The sequence below is a fragment of the Micromonospora sp. NPDC050495 genome, assembly GCF_040655175.1.
Classification (GTDB): domain Bacteria; phylum Actinomycetota; class Actinomycetes; order Mycobacteriales; family Micromonosporaceae; genus Micromonospora.
Genome location: NZ_JBFAJK010000052.1, coordinates 15,482 through 35,018, shown reverse-complemented (window position 1 = coordinate 35,018; position 19,537 = coordinate 15,482). Strand labels below are relative to the sequence as shown.

Genomic DNA, 19,537 nt, shown 5'->3' with positions numbered 1-19,537 from the left:
TGGTTCTTGGTGTGAACGATCTGGGGGGGGGCGTTGGGCACCCGCGTGGGGTGTGTGTGTGTGGTGTTATCATGCTGGGGGGGGGGGCTGGGGGGGGGGTCTGGGGCGGTGGGGAAGGGTGGCCGCCTGGTGTGGGCGGCCACCCTTCCCCGGATCTTGGCTCAGGACAGGGTGCAGGCGGATCCGTTGAGGGTGATCAGGTTGGGGTTGGGGTTGGGGCCGCCGGCCGTCAAACCGTTCAGGCCGAAGGTGATCGACGCGCCCGGCATGATCTTCGCGTTGTACGACTCGTTCTTCGCGGTGACCGTGGCACCGGACTGGCTGACCTTCGCCAGCCAGGAGGTGTCCACCTTCTGGTCGCCGGCGAACGCCCAGCGCACGCTCCAGCCGTCGATCGCCGCCGGGCCGGTGTTGCGCACGGTGACCTGGGTGGTGAAGCCGCCCGACCAGCTGCCGTGGGTGGTGTAGGTGACGGCGCAGCGCGACGCCGGCACCGCCCCGGCGTCACCCTGGTCGGCCAGGAAGGACGCCAGCCAGGCCAGCGCCGAGTTCCAGTTGATCGCCACCTCGTTGGTCGAGTACGAGTTGATGTCGTCGACGTAGCAGAACATCGGCTTGCAGCCGGCCAGCAGGTTGGCCGCGAACGGGTCCTGGAGGGCGGCGTTCGCGCCGCCGGCGAGGGAGCCGGCGGGCGGGTTCGGCAGGTTCGGGTCCAGCTGGTGGGCGAAGATCCGGCTGTGCTGGTTGCGGGCGTGCTGCTCGCCCCAGCCGGTCACGTACGACATGTTCAGCGCGTTGCGGCCGAGCAGGTAGTCGGCGCTCTGCACCGCCCCGTCCCGGTAGCTGGCGTCGCGGGTCAGGTCGAAGGCGGTGGCCAGCACGATCGCGTTGTTCACGACATTGCTGTTGCCGCCCCAGACGTACGAGCCGGCGTCGCCGGGCAGCGGCAGCCCGTACGACTGCTCCCGCAGGGTGGCCAGGTAGCGGTCGGCGGCGGCGGTCACCGACGCGCGGACCCGGGTCTTGTCGGCGGCGGGCAGCGCGCTGGGCACGGTGGCCAGGTCGAGCCGGCCGAGCGCGGCGACGCTCTGCCAGCCGAACGCGCCACCGGCGGCGAAGACCTCGGCGGTGTGCAGCGGCGAGGCGGTGACGTCGGTCAGGTACGCCTGGTCCCCGGTGGTCAGCCAGAGTTCGGCCGCCGCCCAGTAGAACTCGTCGGTCACGTTCGAGTCGTCGTACGAACCGCCGCCGTTGCCGTCGGCCGCCGAGGCGTAGACCGCCGGGTGGGCCTTGGCCGCCGCGTACGCGGTCTTCGCGGCGCTGCCGCAGCGGGCCGCGAAGGCGGCGTCGTAAGGGGCGTACAGCCGGGCACACTGGGCGGCGACAGCGGCCAGGTTGAGGGTGGCCGCGGTGGACGGCGGGTGCAGCTCGCGTGGCTGCGGGTCGTCCTGCGGGGCGAGCGGCAGCCCGGTCCAGTTCCGGTCGTGGATCTTGTGGTGTACCATCCCGGCGAGCGGCTGGCCCGCCGGCACCTGCATGCGCAGCAGGAACTCCAGCTCCCACCGCGCCTCGTCGAGGACGTCGGGGACCTGGTTGCCCCGCTCGGGCACCCGCAGGGTGGCGTCGCCCAGCCCCGCGCCGCCGGCCGCGGTCTCCGCGGTCTTCGTCCGCTCGAAGGTGTTGAGCAGCTGGTAGGTGGCGATGCCGCCGTTGACCACGTACTTGCCGTGGTCGCCGGCGTCGTACCAGCCGCCGCGCACGTCCAGCCGGTAGTCGCAGACCCCGGCCTGGCAGGGCACGTCGGTGTCGCCCTGGTTGGGGGCCACCCCGAGATGGCCGGCCGGGCGGGCGTACGCCGCGCCGATCAGGTCACCGTCGATCGGGGTGCCGCTGCGCTGGGCGTAGAAGAACTGGAGCGAGTCGGCGCGCAGCCGGTCGTAGAGGGCGCCGGAGATGTCGAACGGGTGGCTGGTCTCGCCGTCGACGGTGAGCGTGTAGCCGGTGCCCGGGGTGCGGAAGGTGGAGAAGTCGACGGTCTGCACGGGCTGCCCGGAGGCGGCGTCGACGCCGCGCGGGGTGCTCTGGCCGTCGGCCACCACCGTGCCCGCGGCCGAGCGCAGCTGCCAGGGCAGCGGGTCGGTGGCGTCGGTGACCACGGTGGCGTGCTTCGGCCCGCCGGGCAGGTAGCCGACCTGGTTGACCCGCACCCGCGGCCCGGTGTTGGGCTCGTACGGCGGGGCGGCCTCGCCGCCGCGCAGCGAGACGTTGTCCAGGCAGATGGTCTGCGCGTCGGCGCTGCCGCCGACCTGGAAGATCAGCTGGGCGGACGGGTTGTCGGCCGGCGCGGTGAAGGTCTTGTCCACGTGCACCGCACTGGGGGTGGCGGTGGCGCCGGCTTCGGCGTACGTGGTGTAGGGGGCGCTGCCGAGTTGCAGGACCGCCTTGACGGCCGAGCCGGGGCTGGCGGAGACGTCGAAGGAGAGTTCGTACTCGGCGCCGGCGATCAGCGGCACCGCGTCCTGGCCGATGCCGGCGTCCCACAGGTTGGCCAGGCCGCCGGGGACCGTGGTGCAGAGCCGGCCGTCGGTGACCGCGAGCGCGTCGGTGCCGTAGGAGAACCAGGGGGACGTGCCGTCGCTGAAGTCGCCGTTGCGGATCTGCTCGGGCGAGTCCGGTGGCACCTCGGCGTGGGCCACGCCGGCAGTCGCGGTGAGCACCAGGGTGGTGGCCGCGGCCAGCGCGGTGAGGCGGCGTCGGGATGGGGTCACGGAGGTTCCTTCCGTGCGGGGGTGGTGGGGGAACGCAAGGTACGAGCGCTGGGAGCGCTCCCACCTATCGGGCAGATGTTTCCAGCGCGTTCCTCCGCTGTCAATTGACGCCGCCCAATGAGCCGGCGACCGGTCCCGCGAGTGAGATTCGCCGCGCCACGCAGCCTCGTCCTGATCTCCTAGAGACAACTGCGCCCTTCGCCTGGCAGGCTGCCACCCATGACCCTGAAGCTTCGTTCCGTCGGGGCGAGCGACCGAGGGCTGATCCGCAGCGGGAACCAGGACGCGCTCCACGCCGGCAGCTGGCTCGTCGCCGTCGCCGACGGCATGGGCGGGATGGCGGCCGGTGATCTGGCCAGCCGGATCGCCATCGACGCGATGGCCCCGCTCGACCTGGAGACACCCGAGGACGCGTTGGTCGCCGCCCTGCAGGGCGGCATCGAGGTGGCCACCACGCGGATCCGGCGGGCCGTCGAGGAGGACCCGGAACGCCAGGGCATGGGCACCACCCTGACCGCGCTGCTCTTCGCCCGCACCGGCAGCTGCCTGGCCCTGGCCCACGTCGGCGACTCCCGGGCCTACCTCTACCGGGAGGGCGTGCTCAAGCAGGTGACCCGGGACGACACCTTCGTGCAGATGCTGGTCGACCAGGGCGTGATCACCGCCGAGCAGGCCAGCAGCCACCCCCGCCGGGCGGTGGTGACCCAGGCGTTGCAGGGCGACGAGGTCTCCCCGGCGTACGCGACGATGGTGCCCTGGCCCGGCGACCGCTGGCTGCTGTGCAGCGACGGTCTGTCGAACGTGGTGCGCGCGGACACCCTCGCCGAGGTGCTCGGCGGCCACCCGGACCGCGAGGCCTGCGCGGCCAAACTGATCGACCTGGCGCTGCGCGCCGGCGGCCCGGACAACGTCACCGTGCTCATCGCCGACGTGGTGGACGACGAGTCGGCCTGATCAGCGCCGCCGGGGTGTGGCGTGGCGGGTCGGCTCGGCGCTGGTCGGGTCCTCCGGCCACGGGTGCCGGGGATAGCGGCCGCGCAGCTCGGCGCGGACCTGCGGGTAGCCGGTCCGCCAGAAGGAGGCCAGGTCGGCGGTGACCGCCACCGGCCGGCCGGCGGGGGAGAGCAGGTGCAGCAGCACCGGCACCCGCCCGTCGGCCAGCCGCGGGGCGTCCCGCCAGCCGAAGGTCTCCTGCAACTTCACCGGCAGCACCGGGGCCGCCGGGTCGGTGTAGTCCACCCGGATCCGCGAGCCGCTGGGCACCGGCAGCCGTTCCGGCGCCAGCTCGTCCAGCCGGGCCGCCTGCCGCCAGTCGAGCAGCCGGCGCAGCGCCACCCCCACGTCGATCCGGGCCAGGTCGGCCCGGCGCCGGGCGCGGGCCAGCTCGGGCCCCAGCCAGCTGGGCGCGGCGGCGAGCAGCGCCGGGTCCGCCACGTCGGGCCAGCCGTCGCCGAGCGCCTGCCGGCAGAAGGCGAGCCGGCGGCGCAGCGCGGTCGCCTCCGGCGTCCAGGTGAGCAGGCCGAGCCCGGCCTCACGCAGGCCGGTGAGCACGGCGGCGGCGACCAGTTCCCGGTCGGGCGCGGACAGCGGCCGGTCCACCAGCTCGATCGCGCCGAGCCGGAGCACCTCCCGGGCCACCACGTCCCCGCCCGACCAGGCGACCTCGCGCCCGTCGCGCAGCAGCGGCCCGCCGGCCTCCCGGGCGGTCGCCTCGTCCACCGGCGTGGCCAGCCGCACCCGGGCGCTGGGCGCGCCGGGGGAGCGGTCCGCCACGGCGACCGCCAGCCACGCCGAACCGACCAGCCCCGAACCGGCCGCCAGCTCCGCCGCGGTCCCGCCGGCCATCAGGTACGCGGTTCCACCGGCCCGCCGCGCCCGGGCCAGCCGCTCCGGGTACGCCAGGCCCACCAGCAGCCCGGCGGCCAGGTCATCTCCGAGGACCTCGGCCGCTTCCCGGCGCCCGGGCTCGTCGGGCCGGCGGGCCGCGGGATCGGCGCCACCCGTCCGGGCACCGCCCGCACGGTCGCGAGGGCCGGTCGCGGCCCGTAGCCGGCGGACCTCGGCGCGCCAGCGGCTGGTGGCGGCGGGGTCGGTGCCGCCGCGCAGCCGGCGCCAGAGGGCGGTGAGGTCGTCCGTGCCGCCGGGCAGCGTGTCGTCGGCGAGCAGGGCGACGATCTCGGCGGCCCGGTCCGCGCCGACCCGCTCCGCCCCGTCCAGCAGCGCGCGGGCCAGCCGGGGATGCGCCCCGACCGCGGCGACCGCCCGGCCCCGCGCGGTGATCCGGCCGTCGGCGTCCACCGCGCCCAGCGTGGTGAGCGTCTCCCGGGCCACCGTGAGGGCGGCCGGCGGTGGCGGATCGGGCAGCGCCAGGCCCGCCCCGTCGGGGTCGCCCCAGGCGGCCAGCTCCAGCGCGAACCCGGTCAGGTCGGCGGTGGCGATCTCCGGCTCCGGCTGCGGGGCCAGCCGGGCGTGCGTCGCCTCCGACCAGCACCGGTAGACCGCCCCGGGCGCCTCCCGGCCGGCCCGGCCGGCCCGCTGGGTGGCCGCGGCCCGGGACACCGGCACGGTGACCAGTGCGCCCAGCCCGCGGGCCAGGTCGGTGCGGGCCACCCGGCTGAGCCCGGCGTCGACCACCACGCGTACCCCGGGCACGGTGAGGCTGCTCTCCGCCACGGCGGTGGCCAGCACCACCCGGCGCCGCGACGACTCGCCGGGCGCGGCCGGGCGCAGCGCCGCGTCCTGGGCGGCCGCGGGCAGCCGACCGTGCAGCGGCAGCACCGCCACGCCGTCCCCCAGGCCGGCCAGGCGGGCCGACACCGCGGCGATCTCGCCCGCCCCGGGCAGGAAGGCCAACACGTCCCCGTCCCGCTCGCGCAGCGCCCGGCGCACGGTGCCGGCCACGTGGTCGAGCAGGGCCGGGTCGACCCGGCCGGCCCCGGGAGCGGCGACCGGTCGGGGCGGCGGCGCCCAGATCCGGGTGACCGGGTGCAGGGCCGCCTCCGCCCGGACCACCGGCGCCGGCCGGTCGGCCCCGCCCAGCAGCGCGGCGAACCGGTCCGCCTGCGGCGTGGCCGACATGGCCAGCAGCCACAGGTCGGGTCGGAGCGCGGCGCGGGACTCCACGGCGAAGGCCAGCGCCAGGTCGGCGTCGAGGTGCCGCTCGTGGCACTCGTCGAGCAGCACCGCGCCCACCCCGGGCAGCTCCGGATCCCGGTGCAGCCGGCGGACCAGCAGCCCGGTGGTGACCACCTCGACCCGGGTCCGCGGGCCGGTGCGGCGCTCGCCGCGCACCGCGTACCCGATCCGGCCGCCGACCGGCTCGCCGAGCAGGGCGGCCATCCGGCGCGCGGCGGCCCGGGCGGCGACCCGGCGGGGCTGGGCGATCACCACCGTGCCGGGCACCTCGTCGGCGACCGCGAGCGGCGCCAGGGTGGTCTTGCCGGTGCCGGGCGGGGCCACCAGGACCGCCGTGCCCGCCCCGTGCAGGGCCCGGACCAGCGCCGGCAGCACCGGCCGGACCGGCAGGTCGATGGGGACGTCGGCAAGCACGCCCCCACTGTCGCACCCGGGCCGGCGGGCGGCCACGCGCCTACCGCCGCGGCGGGCAGCCGGAACGGCCCGGCCGGCGAACCGCCGACCGGGCCAGCGTGGACACGACGGTGGCCGGGCCCGCCGACCCGGCCACCGTCACCACCCCCTAGTACGTTCCGGCCAGCTGCCCCCGCAGCTTGTTGAGCGCCCGGGCCAGCAGCCGGGACACGTGCATCTGGGAGACGCCGATCTGCTCGGCGATCTGCGACTGGGTCAGGTTGCCGTAGAAGCGCAGCGTGAGGATCTTCTGCTCGCGCTCGTCCAGCGTGGCCAGCGCCGGGCCGAGGGCGACCCGCAGCTCGGCCAGCTCGAACTCGCCGTCCTCGCCGCCGAGCATGTCGCCCAGCTCGGTCGCCCGGTCACCGTCTCCGGTGGGCGTGGACAGCGACACCGCGTTGTACGCGCGGGCGCCCTCCAGCCCTTCCAGCACCTCTTCCTCGGTGAGGTTGAGGTGGGCGGCGATGTCGGCGACCGTCGGCGAGCGGCCGAGGGTCTGCAGCAGCGTGCTGTTCGCGTCGGAGATGGCCAGCCGCAGCTCCTGCAGCCGGCGGGGCACCCGGATGTCCCAGGTGCGGTCCCGGAAGTGCCGCTTCAGCTCGCCGATGATGGTCGGGATGGCGTAGCCGGCGAAGTCGACGCCGCGGGACGGGTCGAACTTGTCGATCGCCTTGATCAGGCCGACCGCGGCGGTCTGGGCCAGGTCGTCGGTGGGCTCGCCGCGACCGCTGTAGCGGTGGGCGAGGTGGTTGGCCAGCGGCAGCCAGGCCTCGATCGCCCGGTCCCGCAGCGCGGGGCGGGACGGGTGGTGGGCCGGCAGCGCGGCCATCGCGTTCAGCAGGTCGGTGGCGCTGTCGGTAAGGCTGCGCGGGTCGAGCCTGGTGGTGGCCGGCGCGGTGGCCGGCCCGTTCACAGTCCTCGCGGTCATGGGTGGTCCTCCCTGCACCTCGTCCGCGGAAAATGACGTGACGCTCAGGTTTAGCGGGTTGTCGTACGTTCGGAAGTCACCTTAGCCTGATCGGCTTGCAGAAATCTAGCCGAAAGTACGATGTACTTAACGGGCATTTGGGCCCCGATCGGGCAAAGCAGGCCGAAGGGGGTTCGGAAGTGCCGGCCCGACCGGGTTGGACGCCCGGTCCACTCGGTGCACGGGGGACGCCGACCGGTCAACGCGAAACCCGACAACCGGCTCGGAGTGTCGACTTTCCGTCGTTGTCCTGCACACGGGACCGTCGTAGCGTCCCTCTTGTACATATCGACGGAGGCACCGTGCTCGATCCCGCCGCTCCGCAACTGGTCGTCAACGCCCGGACGCTGCTGTTCAGCTGGCTCCCGGCGGACCCCGACGCGGTCGCGGCGCTCCTCCCGCCGGGCCTGCGCGCGCGCCCCGACCATCAGGTCTTCATGAACCAGTACGTCGTCGACGACGAGACCCAGACCTCCGGCTTCGGCGCGTACTCCTGCACCTATCTCGGGGTGTGCCTCGCCGACATCGCGCCACCGACGGTCGGCGACGCCCCCGGCGGCTGGTGGTGCCACTACCTGGCCTCCAGCCCCCGGGTCCGGGCGTACGCCCACGCGCGCGGCGCGCCGGCCACCGCCGGGGAGACCCGGATCGACGTCCGGGGGGACCGGCTGGTCGCCGAGACCCTCGTCGACGGCGTGCCGCTGATCCGCTCGGTGGCCCGGGTGGGTGACACCGGCAACCGGGTGTTCAGCGGTCACCACCGCTACCTGACCGTCCGGGACGGCCAGCGGATCGCGGTCGACTACCCGTTCGTCTCCGAGCCGGTCACCCCGTTCGAGATCGAGTCGGTGGAGTTCCTCAGCCCCGGCCATCCGGCGCACGCGCTACGGCCGGCCAACCCGCTCTGCATCGGCGGCGGGTTCTACTCGCCCCGGGTCTCCTTCGCCTACCCGGCCCGGCCCGGCGCGCTCGACGACCCCTCGGCGGCCGGCGCGGTCCCGCCCGCTCACCACGTGCCCGCGCGGCGGGCCCGCAGCGGCCTGCCGTCCGGGTCGTAGACCAGCCGGTAGACCGGTAGCGCCCAGAGCCGGGTGTGCCAGGCCAGCCGCTCGGGGCGGTGCGGCCGCAGCCGGCCCGGCGGCCGGGGCCCGGTGCGCCCGCCGGCGTGCCAGCGGTCCAGCGCGTCGGCCGTCGCGGTGATCGCGGCCACCGCGTCGGCCGGGTCCAGCAGGTCGGCGTCCTGCCCGCCGTCCGGGTCCCGGTCCAGGTGCTCCCGCCACAGCCGCAGCCGCAGGTCCCGCGCGAAGACCCGGGCGCCGTCGCCCAGCCCGGCCGGGTCGACCGGGGCCCGCTCGTCGCGGGTCTCGTCCAGCACCGCGCAGGACAGCTCGCTGTCGTGCGTCCAGGACCGGCGGTTGAAGTTGTCGCTGCCCACGCTCGCCCAGACGTCGTCGACCACGCAGACCTTGGCGTGCACGTAGACCGGGGTGCTCTCGTGGTTCTCCACGTCGAAGACGTGCACCCGGTCCGGGGCGGCCCGGTGGCACAGCGACAGCGCCTGCTCGCGGCCCACCATGTTGGGCGGCAGCGCCAGCCGGCCGTCCACGTCCGGGTGCCGGGGCACGACCGCCACCAGGTGCAGCTCCGGCTGCGCGCGCAGCGCCTCGGCGAAGAGTTCCGCCACCTCGGTCGACCAGAGGTACTGGTCCTCCAGGTAGATCAGCCGGCGGGCCCGGCGGATCGCCTTGGTGTAGCCGCGGGCCACCGTCCGCTCGCCGTCCGGGGCGAACCGGTAGCGCGGCCGGACCGCCGGGTAGGTGCGCAGCACCTGGATCCGGTGCGGGCCGCGGGCCGGCGGATCGGCGGGCTGCTCGGGCAGCGGATCGGGGCTGAGGTCGGCGCCGCGCAGCCGGTCGCGCAGGTACGCCATCGGGTTCTCCGAGTCCAGCGGCATCGGGTCGGTCCACCGCTCCCGGAAGGTGGTGTCCAGGGCGCCGACGACCGGCCCGCGCAGCGCGAGCTGCACGTCGTGCCAGGGCGGGCGCCCGCCGTACCGCGGGGACATGGCCACCGGCTGCGGGTCGCCCCGGTGCGTGGCGTCGTCGCGCCGGCTGTGGCACAGATCGATCCCGCCGGCGAACGCGATGTCCCGCGCCGGGTCGTCCGGGTGGCGCAGCACCACCAGCTTCTGGTGGTGCGAGCCGCCCCGGCGGACCCGCTGGTCGAGCAGCACCTCGCCGCCGGCCGCGCAGATCGCCTCGCTGAGGCTGCGGTTCTCCGCCTCGCTGTAGGAGAGCGCGTCGAGGTGGGAGCGCCAGATCAGCCCCTTGACCACCGCGCCGCGCTGGGCGGCCTGCGCGAACAGCTGCACCACGGTCGGGCCGTCCGGGCGCATCCGCTGATCGGGGTCGCCCCGCCAGTCGGTGAAGAAGAGGTGGTCACCGGCCTTGAGCGCGGAGACCTCGTCGACCAGCCGGTCGAAGTACGCGGACCCGTGAATCAGTGGCTCGGCGAGGTTTCCCGTCGTCCAGACGGGTAATTCAGACCCCGGGTTGGCACGTTCCTGTGCGGTGAGGAACCACTCCCGCGTCGCCACGTTCCAGCCTCCCGAGGTCGACAACGTCCTCACGGTAGGACCCCCGGGACCGCCCCGCACCTCGGCCGACCGGCCGGCGGGCTCTCCGGTGGGCCCGCCGCCCAGCATCCACAACGAGGAGGCCGCACCATGCCCGCCGAGACGACGAACACCGCCGGGACCGAGTACCGCGAGCAGGCGGTCGAGGGGGAGCGGGGTGCGGTGGTGGCGGTCTTGGTGATGGTGCTCCTCGGCGTGGCCGGCATCTTCGCCGTCTCCTGACCCGACGGGCGCCCCGGGAGACCCGGGACGCCCGTACCTCCGGTGCCGAGGGTCAGGGGCGGGCGGCCTCGCCGCCGGTGTGCGGCACCCGCGCGGCCGGGATCACGCCGAGCCGGCCGGCCTGGTAGTCCTCGAACGCCTGGACCAGCTCGGCCCGGGTGTTCATCACGAACGGGCCGTAGTGCGCCACCGGCTCCCGGATCGGCTGCCCGCCCATGAGGTACAGCTCCAGGGCCGGGGTGTTCGAGTCCTGCCGGGGGTCGGCGGTGACCCGCAGCGCGTCGCCCGGACCGTGCACCGCGAGCTGGCCGAGCTGGATCGGCCGGCGCTCGGTGCCGACGGTGCCCCGGCCGGCCAGCACGTAGACCAGCGCGTTGAAGTCCGGCCGCCACGGCAGGCTCAGCTCGGCGCCCGGCTGCAACGTCACGTGGGCGATGGTGATCGGGGTGTGGGTCGAGCCCGGGCCACGGTGCCCGGCGACCTCGCCCGCGATCACCCGGATCAGCGCGCCACCGTCCGGCGTGGTGAGCAGCGCCGACTCCCGGCCGCGGATGTCCTGGTAGCGCGGCGGGTTCAGCTTGGCCGCCCGGGGCAGGTTCACCCAGAGCTGGAGGCCGTGGAACAGCCCTCCGCTCATCACCAGGTGCTCCGGCGGCGCCTCGATGTGGAGCAGGCCGCTGCCGGCCGTCATCCACTGGGTGTCGCCGTCGGTGATGGTGCCGCCGCCGCCCTGCGAGTCCTGGTGGTCCATGATCCCGTCGATCATGTAGGTCACCGTCTCGAAGCCGCGGTGCGGGTGCCACGGGGTGCCCTTCGGCTCGCCCGGGGCGTAGTCCACCTCGCCCATCTGGTCCAGGTGGATGAACGGGTCCAGCTCGGTCAGCGGCACCCCGGCGAAGGCCCGGCGGACCGGGAAACCCTCGCCCTCGTACCCGCTCGGGGCGGTGGTCAGCCGGCGGACCGGGCGGAACGCGGTGTTCTCGGCCAGCTCCGGCAGGCGGGGCAGGACGAGGACGTCGTCGACGGTGATGGCGGGCATCGGGGGCTCCTTAGTTGTCGACCGGGGTGGACGACGCGTCGCGGTCGGCGCGCAGGCGCCGGCCGAGCCGCTCGAAGACCCGGGTGAGGCAGGCGACCTCGGCGTCGTCGAGGTCGTCGATCAGGTGGGTACGCACGGAGCGCACGTGGTGCGGCGCGGCCCCGCGCAGCGTCAGCAGGCCGGCGGCGGTGAGCACCGCCTCGCTGCCCCGGCGGTCGCCGGGGCAGGCCTCCTTGGCCACCAGGCCGCGCTTCTGCATCGAGGTGATCTGGTACGTCAGCCGGCTGGGGGAGAAGACCAGCCGGCCGGCCAGCTCGCCCATCCGCAGCCGCTGCCCCGGCGCCTCGGAGAGCAGCACCAGCACGTGGTAGTCGGCGAAGCTCAGCTCGCTGTCCGCGCGCAGGTCGTCCTCGAGCTGGGTGAACAGCCGCTGGCTCGACTCGATGTACGCGCGCCAGCAGGCCAGCCGCTCCGCGTCCAGGCTCTCCGTCATGGCCACGACAGTAGCACTACTTAAAATTTAAACAAGTGCCCACCTGCCCGTGTGAGCAGCGCGACAACAATCCTTGACGGTGGGCGTTTTCAAAACTGAACTGAGCCGGCCACCCGCGCGGGCTAGGGTCGGGGGGTGGATGATCTCGACCTGTTGGACTGGCGCGAGCGGATGGCCCGGCTCTACCTCTCCGACCTCGACCTGGCCGGGTTCCGGGCCGCCCGCGACGAGCTGTTCCGAACCCACCCGTGCAGCCCGCTGCCCGCCGCCGACCGGCCCGGCACCGGCCTGCGCTGGTACCCGCCCGACCCGGCGGCCGTCATCGAGGCGCCACTGCGCCCCGCCTCGGGCACCGCGAGCATCGACACCGGCGGCCCCGACGGGGTGGTCCGGTACCGGCGGGTGGCCGTCGCCGAGACCCCCTGGGGCCCGCTCACCCTCTGGTGGATCGAGGCGTACGGGGGTGGGCTCTTCCTGCCGCTGCACGACGCCAGCTGCGGCGACGGGAGCTACGGCGGTGGGCGCTACCTCACCGACACGGTCAAGGGCACCTTCGGCCGGGGCCTGACCCTGCTGCCCGGCCGCCGGGTCCGGCTCGACCCGAACTACCTCTACAACCCCAGCTGCGCGTACGACGACCGCTGGGCCTGCCCGTTGGCGCCGGCGGAGAACCGGGTCGCCGTGCCGATCCGGGCCGGGGAACGGGCGTACCACTGAGCGCGCCGCCGCCCCGGCGCGGCGGGCGCACCGGGGCGGGGACGGACCGTGCGGTCAGCGGGCGGTCGCGCCGGTCGGGGTGAGATGCATCCGGCCGAGCAACTGGCGGGCCTGTTCGGCCACGTCGGCGTCCACGGTCACCGCGTACTGGCCGGCCCGCAGCGAACTGGCCGAGGTGAAGTCCCGCTGCCCCCCGGTCATCGCGTGGGCCACCGCGCCGAACACCGCGCCCCAGATCGCGCCGATCACCAGCCCGGCCAGGATCACCGCGACCCAGTTGCCGGCGGTGAAGATGCCGAAGAGCAACCCGATGAAGAGCCCGAACCAGGCGCCGGTGCCCGCACCGAGCAGCGCGGCCCGGCCGGTGGTCAACCGGCCCATCACCGTCTCCACCAGGGTGAGGTTGGTGCCGACGATCGAGGTCCGTTCCACCGGGAACCGGTTGTCGGCCAGATAGTCCACCACCCGCTGTGCGGACGGATAGTCCGGGTACGAGCCGATCGTGACGGTCGGCGCGCCGGCCTGCGGCCCGTGTCCGTCCCCGCTGGGTGCGGCCGGGCGACCGCCCGGACCCGACGGGAGGTTGTCGCCGCCCGGCATTCCGGGCCGCCAGGCGGCGGTCGGTGTCGAAGGTCTGGTCATGAGCATCCTCCTTCGTCAACCCGCCGGGTTCCCTGCGCCGCCGAGCGGTAACCCGTCGCCACCGGCCGATCGGGCCCGCCCGGCGGGCATGCGCCGGCCGGCCGGGGGTAGGCACACCGGTTCGGACCCGGCTCGACCGTCCGCCCGCGGCGGCGAGCCCGGGGGCGGGGGCGTACCCGCCCGCGGCGGTGCGCCCGTCCGCGGTGCGCTCGGCGGCGGGGGTGGGGCCGGTGGGGGAGGATCGGCGGGATGGAACTGGTGCTGGTGGCGGACACGCACGTGCCGAAGCGGGCGCGGGACCTGCCCGCGCCGCTCTGGGCGGCGATCGACGCCGCCGACGTGGTGCTGCACGCCGGGGACTGGGTGGACGTGGCGCTGCTCGACGCGATGGCGGCCCGGGCCCGGCGGCTGATCGGGGTGTACGGCAACAACGACGGACCCGAGTTGCGCGCCCGGCTGCCCGAGGTGGCCCGGGTCGAGCTGGCCGGACTGCGGGTCGCCGTGGTGCACGAGACCGGGCCCAGGACCGGCCGGGAGGCGCGCTGCGCGGCCCGGTTCCCCGACGACGACCTGCTCGTCTTCGGGCACTCGCACATCCCGTGGGACAGCCTGGCCCCCGGCGGGCTACGCCTGCTCAACCCCGGCTCGCCGACCGACCGGCGGGCCCAGCCGTACGCGACCTACCTGACCGCGCGGGTGGCGGCGGGGCGGCTCGACCGGGTCGAGCTGCACCGCCTGCCCCCGCGCTGAGTCAGGCGCCCCGCCCCGTCTCCGCCTGGAGCTCGTCGATGCGCCGGGACGCCTCCGCCTTGGTCAGCCCCTCCGGCACCTCCTCGCCCGCCTCCCGGGCCAGCGTGCGCAGGTACGACTCCTGGGCGGCGGTCGGCGGCTCGTCACCGGTGACCCACTCGTCGGGATCCTTGACGGCGGCGTCCGGGTTGCCGCCGGTCCGCGTGTCGTGGCGCTCAGCCATCGTCATCACCTCTCCTTCGAACGGGTGTACCACTACCCGGGTGCCGCCGGCTTCATGCCGGCCGGCACATACGATCACCGGGTGACGTCGGGTGTCGTGGTGGTCGGCGCGGGCATCGCCGGCGTGGCGTGCGCCAACGAACTGGTCCGGGCCGGCATCCCGGTCGAGGTCCGGGAACGGGCCCGGGTGACCGGTGGGCGGATGGCCACCAAACGCTTCGACGGCCGGCCCGCCGACCTGGGCGCCGCCTACCTCACCGTGGACGATCCCGACTTCGCCGCGGTGGTCCAGCGGTGGCAGGCCGCCGGGCTGGTCCGGGAATGGACCGACACCTTCCTGGCGTACGGGCCGGACGGGCGGCGCGCGGTGCCCGGGCCGACCCGCTGGGCCGCGCCGCGCGGCCTGCGCTCGCTGGTCGAGCACCTGGCCGGCGACCTCCCGGTGACGCACAACCGGCTCGTCATGACCGTCGAACCGGGCCCGCGCGTGGACGGCCGCCCGGCCGAGGCCGTGGTGCTGGCCATGCCCGGCCCGCAGGCGGCCCTGCTGCTCGACCCGGCCCTCGCCGCGTCGACCCGGGCGGTCGGCACGCAGCGCTGGTCGTCCACGCTGGCCGGGGTGCTGCGCTTCCCGACCCGGCGCTGGCCGCCGTTTCCGGGCGCGTTCGTCAACGACCACCCGGTGCTCGCGCTGGTCTGCGACGACGGCGACCGGCGCGGGGACCGGGCGCCGGTGCTGGTCGCGCACACCACGCCGGAGTTCGCCGCCGGTCACCTGCTCCAGCCCACCGCCGCCGGCCCGGCCATCGAGCAGGCGGTCCGGGACCTGCTCGGGCTCCCCGAACCGGCCGAGCTGACCCACGTGCACCGGTGGACCTACGCCAAGCCCGGCGTCGGCGGCGACCGGACCTACCACCTCGACGACGACGGGATCGGCCTGGCCGGGGACGCGTTCGGCCGGCCCCGGGTGCAGAGCGCCTGGCGCTCCGGGCGGGACCTGGGCCGCGCGTTGGCCGCCCGGCTGCACGCCGCACCCGGCTGATCGCCCGCCCCGGTCAGCCGCGGACCCCGCCCAGGGCGGGTTCGTCCGACCGGTCCCGTTCCGCGCTGTCGCGCGTCCGCTCGTCCGCCCGGTCCAGCAGTTGCATCACCGGGGTGGCCGCGATGCCGTGCACCACCACCGAGACCGTCACCACCAGCCCGACCGTGGCCCACACCAGCTCGGCCTGGGGGAACGCGGTCGCGCTGGTCGCGTACGCCAGGTAGTAGAACGAGCCGACGCCGCGGATGCCGAACAGGGCGATCACCCAGTGCTCGGCCGGCCGGCCCGGCGCGCCGCGCAGCGACAGCCAGGCCACCGCCGGCCGGATCACGAACACCAGGGCCAGCCCGACCAGCGCCGCCGGCCAGGTCAGCGGGGCGAGCAGGCCGGAGATCACCGCGCCCCCGAACAGCAGCAGCAACAGCACGGTGAGCAGCCGTTCGATCTGCTCGGCGAAGTCGTGCAGCACCGAGTGGAACTCGTGGGTGCGTTCCGCCGCCCGGATCGCCCGGGCGGCCACGAACACGGCCAGGAAACCGTACCCGCCGACCACCTCGACCAGCCCGTACGCCAGGAACGTCGCGGCCAGGGCGAGGAAGCCCTCGGCGTGCCGGGCCAGCCGGAGCTGGCTCGGCGCGCGGAAGAAGAGCTTGCCCAGCAGCCAGCCGATCAGCAGGCCGCCACCCACGCCCACGGCGAGCTTCCACAGCACGTCGACGGTGACCCAGTGGGCCAGCCAGTCCCGCGGGGCGAGGCTGGTGGTGGCGATGGCGATGGCCGCGTACACGAAGGGGAAGGCCAGCCCGTCGTTGAGGCCCGCCTCCGAGGTGAGCGCGAAGCGCACCTCGTCCTCGGAGTCCTCCGCGTCGGTCGGCTCGCCGACCTGCACGTCGGAGGCGAGCACCGGGTCGGTCGGGGCGAGCGCGGCGCCGAGCAGCAGCGCCGCCGCCGGCACCAGGCCGGCCCACCACCAGCCCAGCAGCGCCACGGCGGCGATGCACACCGGCATGGCGATGGCCAGCAGCCGCCAGGTCGACGACCAGCGGGCCCAGCTCAGCGGCCGGTCGATCTTCAAGCCGGCGCCCATCAGCGCCACGATCACGCCGATCTCGGTCAGGTGGGTGGTGAGTTCCGGCCAGCGCAGCGGGTCGGGGTCGGGCAGCCCGGTGGGGAGCAGGAAGACCAGCATGCCCAGCCCGAGGAAGGCGATCGGCATGGACAGCGGCCGGCGGTCCAGCAGGCGCGGCAGGATCCCCGCCAACAACGCCCCGACACCGAGCAGCGCGAACGCGACATCCACCGGTTCCACGGCACCACCCTTCCGCCGCCCGCGGACCGGGCAGGTGGTCCCCTGTGCCCCGTGACGGAACCCGCTATGCCTCGGTGTCCGTCTTCTCCCCAGTGGGACCGGTCACCGTGTCACCGGCCCGGCGCGGCGCGCGTACCGACCGCGACGGATCGGTGAGGGCGGCGATCGCGCTCTCCGCGAGACCGTCCAGCAGGCCGGCCGGGTCGTCGTAGACCGCCACCGCGCCCGAGCCGGCCAGCTCGCCCCGGCTGGTACCGCCGCAGGTGAGGCCGATGCAGGGCACGTCCAGCTTGCCGGCGGCGGCCACGTCCCAGACCGAGTCGCCGACGAACACCACCCGCTCGGCGGTCAGCCCCGACTGGGCCAGCGCCGCCTCCAGGATGTCCGGCGCCGGCTTGCTCTCCGCCGCGTCCGCCGAGGAGGTGACCGTGTCGATCACGTCGTCGGCGGCGAGCGCGGCGCGCAGGGCGGCCACCTCGTGCTCGGCCGCGGAGGTGGCCAGCACCACCCGCAGCCCGCGTGCGGCGCAGGCGCGCAGCAGGTCCGCCGCCCGGGGCAGCGGCGCCAGCCGCTCCCAGTACTCGGCGTAGAGGGCGTCGTGCGCGTCGCGCAGCTTGCCGTCGCCGGCCCGGTCCCGCTCCGGGCCGAGCAGATGGTCCAGGAGCTTGTCCGAGCCCATCCCGATGGACCGGTGGATCCGGGCCATCGGCACCTGGTGGTCGCCCTGACGCAGCGCCTCCCACCAGCTCACGGTGTGCAGGTAGGTGCTGTCGACCAGGGTGCCGTCCACGTCGAAGAGGACGCCGCAGCGGTTGTCGGTGGCCATGGCACCCCTCCTACCCGGCCGGGCCCGTGCCGACGCGCCCTTTCACTGGCCGGGAATGAGGATCTCGAACCAGACGGTGGAGCCGCGCACCGTGGGATCCGTGCCCCAGGCGTCGCTCAGCTCCTCGATCAGGCCGAGGCCCCGGCCGCGGCTGCTCAGCGTGTCGGTCCGCGCCCGGGTGACCTGCCCGCGGGTGCCCGAGTCCGCCACCGAGACCAGCAACCGCTCCGCGCTCAGATCGATCTCCACCCGGGCGGCCGTGCCGGCGTGCAGCAGCGCGTTGGTGGTCAGCTCGCTGGTGCAGAGCACCGCCGCGCCGATCACCGCCTCGGGCACCTGCCACTCGGTGAGCTGGGCGGTCAGCCAGTGCCGTACCCGGCTCGGCGCGGTCGGCTCGGCCGGCACCCGCATCCCGGCCGAGCGGCTGGGACGTACCGCGTGCTCGACCGCGAGCACCGCCACGTCGTCCTCGGTGGCGCCCGGCACGGCCGCGGTGGCCACCCCGCAGAGCGCCCGCGGGTCGCCGCTGGTCGCCGCGCTCACCGCCGCGCCCAGCCCGCTCAGGCCGGCGGTCAGATCCTGCCAGCGGCGTTCGACCACGCCGTCGCTGAACAGCAGCAGGGTGTCGCCCGGGTGGAACGGCACGGTGGCGGTCGGCGGCCGGTGGCCCAGGCCGAGCGGCGGGCCGGGTGGGACGTCGACGTACTCGGCGTAGGGGGTGCCGTGGGCCGGGGCGCGGCGGATCAGCGGGGCCGGGTGGCCGGCGCTGGCCAGCGTGATCCGCTGCCGCTCGGCCTCGATCACCCCGAACACCACGGTGACGAAGAGCTCCTGCGTGCCGCCCTCCAGGCCGAGGCTGGCGACCAGCCGGTCCAGCCCGGCGAGCACCGCGTCCGGGCGCGGGTCGGCCAGCGCCAGCGCGCGCAGCGCGGCCCGTACCTGGCCCATCCGGGCGGCGGCCTGCACGTCGTGCCCGGCCACGTCGCCGAGGACAACCCCCAGCGCCCCGCTGGGCAGCACGAACGCGTCGTAGAAGTCGCCACCGGCGGCGTTGCCGTCCACGCCCGGGTCGTACCGGGCGGCGATGCGCAGCCGGGACAGGTTGGGCAGCCGCTCGGGAAGCATGCTGCGTTGCAGCAGCTGGGCGGTGCCGTGCTGGGTCTCGAACCGGCGGGCCCGCTCGGCCGCCTGACCGACCAGCTCGGCGGCGGCGGCCAGCAGCGCCCGCTCGGCCGGCGACCACGGATGCGCGGCCTGGTAGCCGACGGTCAGCGCGCCCCGGATCACCGAGGAGCGCAGCGGCAGCGAGGCGAGCGCGCGGATCTTCTCGTCGTGCCGGTCCGCGGCGGTGTCCCGCAGCGGCTGCCCGTCGCCGGTGAAGGAGGGCACCCCCGAGCGGGCGGCCACCCCGACCGGGATGGGGGAGTCGGCCGCGATCCGCCGCCACAGCGGCGGCAGCCGCTCGTCGGCCTCGTCGAGCAGCTCGCCCCGCACCCGGCGGACCAGCCGCCAGGCCGTCCCCTCGTCCACCAGGACGGAGACCCGGTCGGCGTCGAACGAGTGCAGGAAGTAGCGCAGCGTGACCCGGGCGACGTCGTCCAGGGTGAGCGTGCCGGACAGCGCGGCGGCGAAGTCGCTCAGGCTCTGCAACTGCTGCGTCAGCTGGGTGGTCTGCGCGGCCACGCTGAGCACGCCGATGACCGTGCCGGTGCTGTCCCGGACCGGCGAGTAGCCCCGGGTGAAGACCGCCGCCTCGGCGCCGCCGGGCCGCCGGTCGGCCGGGAGCACCGCCTCGTGTTCCAGGAACGGCTCGGCCCGCCGGTACGCCCGCTCCAGCATCTCCCCGGCGCCCGGCTCGTGCCAGACCTCCGCGAACACCTCCGCGGCCGGCCGCCCCAGCGCCTGCGGATGCCGGGGGCCGATCAGCTCCGCGTAGCCGTCGTTGTAGAGCAGGCTCAGCTCGTCGCCGTGGAGCAGGGCCATCGGCACGGGCGAGGTGAGCACCAGGTCGACCACGGCGCGCAGGGCCGGGTCCCACCCCTCGGGCGCGCCGAGGACGCCGGCCCACGGGTGGCCGGCCCCGGCGATGGCGCCGCCCGGGTTCGTGGGCCCTCCGGCGGCGGGGGCCGACGGCGTGGGAACCCGTCCGACGGTGCCTGGCATGCCCGCAGCCTATCCGGAGGGTGGCGCGCAGGTTGCGATCACGTGACCCGCGGCCCGGCCGGCACCGGTGGGCCCGGGCGTCCGGGCAGGTCAGGGTCGGTTCGGCGGGGCATGTCGGGAAATTGCCGGGGTCCGTCTCGGCGTGCGGTCGATA

At 75.4% G+C, this 19,537-nt stretch carries 17 protein-coding genes; 6 read left to right on the top strand and 11 right to left on the bottom strand.

The features are described from left to right. Positions 1 to 161: 161 nt before the first annotated feature. Positions 162 to 2,768: a glycoside hydrolase family 9 protein gene (locus AB0I11_RS30045; RefSeq protein WP_357328154.1), complete on the bottom strand. Its 2,607-nt coding sequence runs from the start codon at positions 2,766 to 2,768 to the stop codon at positions 162 to 164. A 219-nt stretch (positions 2,769 to 2,987) separates the two neighbouring features. On the opposite strand from AB0I11_RS30045, the gene AB0I11_RS30040 reads away from it, so the two are divergent. Then, the gene (locus AB0I11_RS30040; protein WP_357328151.1) at positions 2,988 to 3,722 is read left to right on the top strand and encodes a protein phosphatase 2C domain-containing protein; all 735 of its coding nucleotides are present in this window, start codon (positions 2,988 to 2,990) and stop codon (positions 3,720 to 3,722) included. Here AB0I11_RS30040 and hrpB read toward each other — a convergent pair whose 3' ends face one another. Next, complete coding sequence (gene hrpB / locus AB0I11_RS30035; protein ID WP_357328147.1) at positions 3,723 to 6,317, bottom strand: ATP-dependent helicase HrpB; 2,595 nt, start codon at positions 6,315 to 6,317, stop codon at positions 3,723 to 3,725. 148 nt (positions 6,318 to 6,465) lie between these two features. After that, positions 6,466 to 7,284: a SigB/SigF/SigG family RNA polymerase sigma factor gene (locus AB0I11_RS30030; RefSeq protein ID WP_357328144.1), complete on the bottom strand. Its 819-nt coding sequence runs from the start codon at positions 7,282 to 7,284 to the stop codon at positions 6,466 to 6,468. 341 nt (positions 7,285 to 7,625) lie between these two features. On the opposite strand from AB0I11_RS30030, the gene AB0I11_RS30025 reads away from it, so the two are divergent. Further along, positions 7,626 to 8,381, top strand: coding sequence for a hypothetical protein (locus AB0I11_RS30025; RefSeq protein WP_357328141.1), 756 nt, complete (start codon positions 7,626 to 7,628; stop codon positions 8,379 to 8,381). On the opposite strand, the gene AB0I11_RS30020 is transcribed toward AB0I11_RS30025, so the two are convergent. Further along, the gene (locus AB0I11_RS30020; RefSeq protein WP_357328163.1) at positions 8,330 to 9,919 is read right to left on the bottom strand and encodes a phospholipase D-like domain-containing protein; all 1,590 of its coding nucleotides are present in this window, start codon (positions 9,917 to 9,919) and stop codon (positions 8,330 to 8,332) included. The two genes, AB0I11_RS30025 and AB0I11_RS30020, sit on opposite strands and share 52 nt — an antisense overlap. A 129-nt stretch (positions 9,920 to 10,048) precedes the next feature. On the opposite strand from AB0I11_RS30020, the gene AB0I11_RS30015 reads away from it, so the two are divergent. Then, positions 10,049 to 10,180, top strand: coding sequence for a hypothetical protein (locus AB0I11_RS30015; RefSeq protein WP_255352182.1), 132 nt, complete (start codon positions 10,049 to 10,051; stop codon positions 10,178 to 10,180). A gap of 52 nt (positions 10,181 to 10,232) precedes the next feature. Here the strand turns inward: AB0I11_RS30015 and AB0I11_RS30010 are convergent, their stop codons facing one another. After that, positions 10,233 to 11,219 carry a pirin family protein gene (locus tag AB0I11_RS30010; protein ID WP_357328138.1) on the bottom strand — a complete coding sequence of 329 codons (987 nt, stop codon included), beginning with the start codon at positions 11,217 to 11,219 and terminating at the stop codon, positions 10,233 to 10,235. Between the two features lie 10 nt (positions 11,220 to 11,229). After that, on the bottom strand, positions 11,230 to 11,712 hold the full coding sequence (locus AB0I11_RS30005) for a MarR family transcriptional regulator (protein ID WP_357328135.1): 483 nt from the start codon (positions 11,710 to 11,712) through the stop codon (positions 11,230 to 11,232). A gap of 135 nt (positions 11,713 to 11,847) precedes the next feature. Here AB0I11_RS30005 and AB0I11_RS30000 point away from each other — a divergent pair, with 135 nt between their 5' ends. Next, positions 11,848 to 12,429: a DUF1684 domain-containing protein gene (locus AB0I11_RS30000; protein ID WP_357328132.1), complete on the top strand. Its 582-nt coding sequence runs from the start codon at positions 11,848 to 11,850 to the stop codon at positions 12,427 to 12,429. Positions 12,430 to 12,483: 54 nt separating this feature from the next. Here AB0I11_RS30000 and AB0I11_RS29995 read toward each other — a convergent pair whose 3' ends face one another. Continuing rightward, positions 12,484 to 13,071 carry a general stress protein gene (locus AB0I11_RS29995; RefSeq protein ID WP_357328129.1) on the bottom strand — a complete coding sequence of 196 codons (588 nt, stop codon included), beginning with the start codon at positions 13,069 to 13,071 and terminating at the stop codon, positions 12,484 to 12,486. Between the two features lie 249 nt (positions 13,072 to 13,320). Between AB0I11_RS29995 and AB0I11_RS29990 the strand changes: the two genes are divergently transcribed. Continuing rightward, on the top strand, positions 13,321 to 13,821 hold the full coding sequence (locus AB0I11_RS29990; protein ID WP_357328126.1) for a YfcE family phosphodiesterase: 501 nt from the start codon (positions 13,321 to 13,323) through the stop codon (positions 13,819 to 13,821). A 1-nt stretch (position 13,822) separates the two neighbouring features. On the opposite strand, the gene AB0I11_RS29985 is transcribed toward AB0I11_RS29990, so the two are convergent. After that, positions 13,823 to 14,044: a DUF3072 domain-containing protein gene (locus AB0I11_RS29985; protein ID WP_357328160.1), complete on the bottom strand. Its 222-nt coding sequence runs from the start codon at positions 14,042 to 14,044 to the stop codon at positions 13,823 to 13,825. 54 nt (positions 14,045 to 14,098) lie between these two features. Between AB0I11_RS29985 and AB0I11_RS29980 the strand changes: the two genes are divergently transcribed. Further along, positions 14,099 to 15,085 (top strand): FAD-dependent oxidoreductase, encoded by a 987-nt coding sequence (locus AB0I11_RS29980; protein ID WP_357328157.1) that lies wholly within the window; start codon positions 14,099 to 14,101, stop codon positions 15,083 to 15,085. 13 nt (positions 15,086 to 15,098) lie between these two features. Here AB0I11_RS29980 and AB0I11_RS29975 read toward each other — a convergent pair whose 3' ends face one another. The 3 genes from AB0I11_RS29975 to AB0I11_RS29965 all read right to left on the bottom strand — a co-directional run bounded on the left by AB0I11_RS29975 (position 15,099) and on the right by AB0I11_RS29965 (position 19,383). Beyond that, positions 15,099 to 16,394: a cation:proton antiporter gene (locus tag AB0I11_RS29975; protein WP_357328123.1), complete on the bottom strand. Its 1,296-nt coding sequence runs from the start codon at positions 16,392 to 16,394 to the stop codon at positions 15,099 to 15,101. Positions 16,395 to 16,458: 64 nt separating this feature from the next. After that, on the bottom strand, positions 16,459 to 17,220 hold the full coding sequence (locus AB0I11_RS29970) for an HAD family hydrolase (protein ID WP_357328120.1): 762 nt from the start codon (positions 17,218 to 17,220) through the stop codon (positions 16,459 to 16,461). 42 nt (positions 17,221 to 17,262) lie between these two features. Continuing rightward, entirely contained in the window at positions 17,263 to 19,383 is a 2,121-nt protein-coding gene (locus AB0I11_RS29965) for a SpoIIE family protein phosphatase (RefSeq protein ID WP_357328118.1), read from the bottom strand. Positions 19,384 to 19,537: the final 154 nt, after the last annotated feature.

Coding starts and splice junctions, on each gene's coding strand:
- AB0I11_RS30010 (WP_357328138.1), bottom strand. CDS start 11,219: ATGCCCGCCATCACCGTCGACGACGTCCTCGTCCTGCCCCGCCTGCCG.
- AB0I11_RS30005 (WP_357328135.1), bottom strand. CDS start 11,712: ATGACGGAGAGCCTGGACGCGGAGCGGCTGGCCTGCTGGCGCGCGTAC.
- AB0I11_RS29995 (WP_357328129.1), bottom strand. CDS start 13,071: ATGACCAGACCTTCGACACCGACCGCCGCCTGGCGGCCCGGAATGCCG.
- AB0I11_RS30030 (WP_357328144.1), bottom strand. CDS start 7,284: ATGACCGCGAGGACTGTGAACGGGCCGGCCACCGCGCCGGCCACCACC.
- AB0I11_RS30015 (WP_255352182.1), top strand. CDS start 10,049: ATGCCCGCCGAGACGACGAACACCGCCGGGACCGAGTACCGCGAGCAG.
- AB0I11_RS29970 (WP_357328120.1), bottom strand. CDS start 17,220: ATGGCCACCGACAACCGCTGCGGCGTCCTCTTCGACGTGGACGGCACC.
- AB0I11_RS29965 (WP_357328118.1), bottom strand. CDS start 19,383: ATGCCAGGCACCGTCGGACGGGTTCCCACGCCGTCGGCCCCCGCCGCC.
- AB0I11_RS30040 (WP_357328151.1), top strand. CDS start 2,988: ATGACCCTGAAGCTTCGTTCCGTCGGGGCGAGCGACCGAGGGCTGATC.
- AB0I11_RS29990 (WP_357328126.1), top strand. CDS start 13,321: ATGGAACTGGTGCTGGTGGCGGACACGCACGTGCCGAAGCGGGCGCGG.
- AB0I11_RS29985 (WP_357328160.1), bottom strand. CDS start 14,044: ATGGCTGAGCGCCACGACACGCGGACCGGCGGCAACCCGGACGCCGCC.
- AB0I11_RS29980 (WP_357328157.1), top strand. CDS start 14,099: ATGCCGGCCGGCACATACGATCACCGGGTGACGTCGGGTGTCGTGGTG.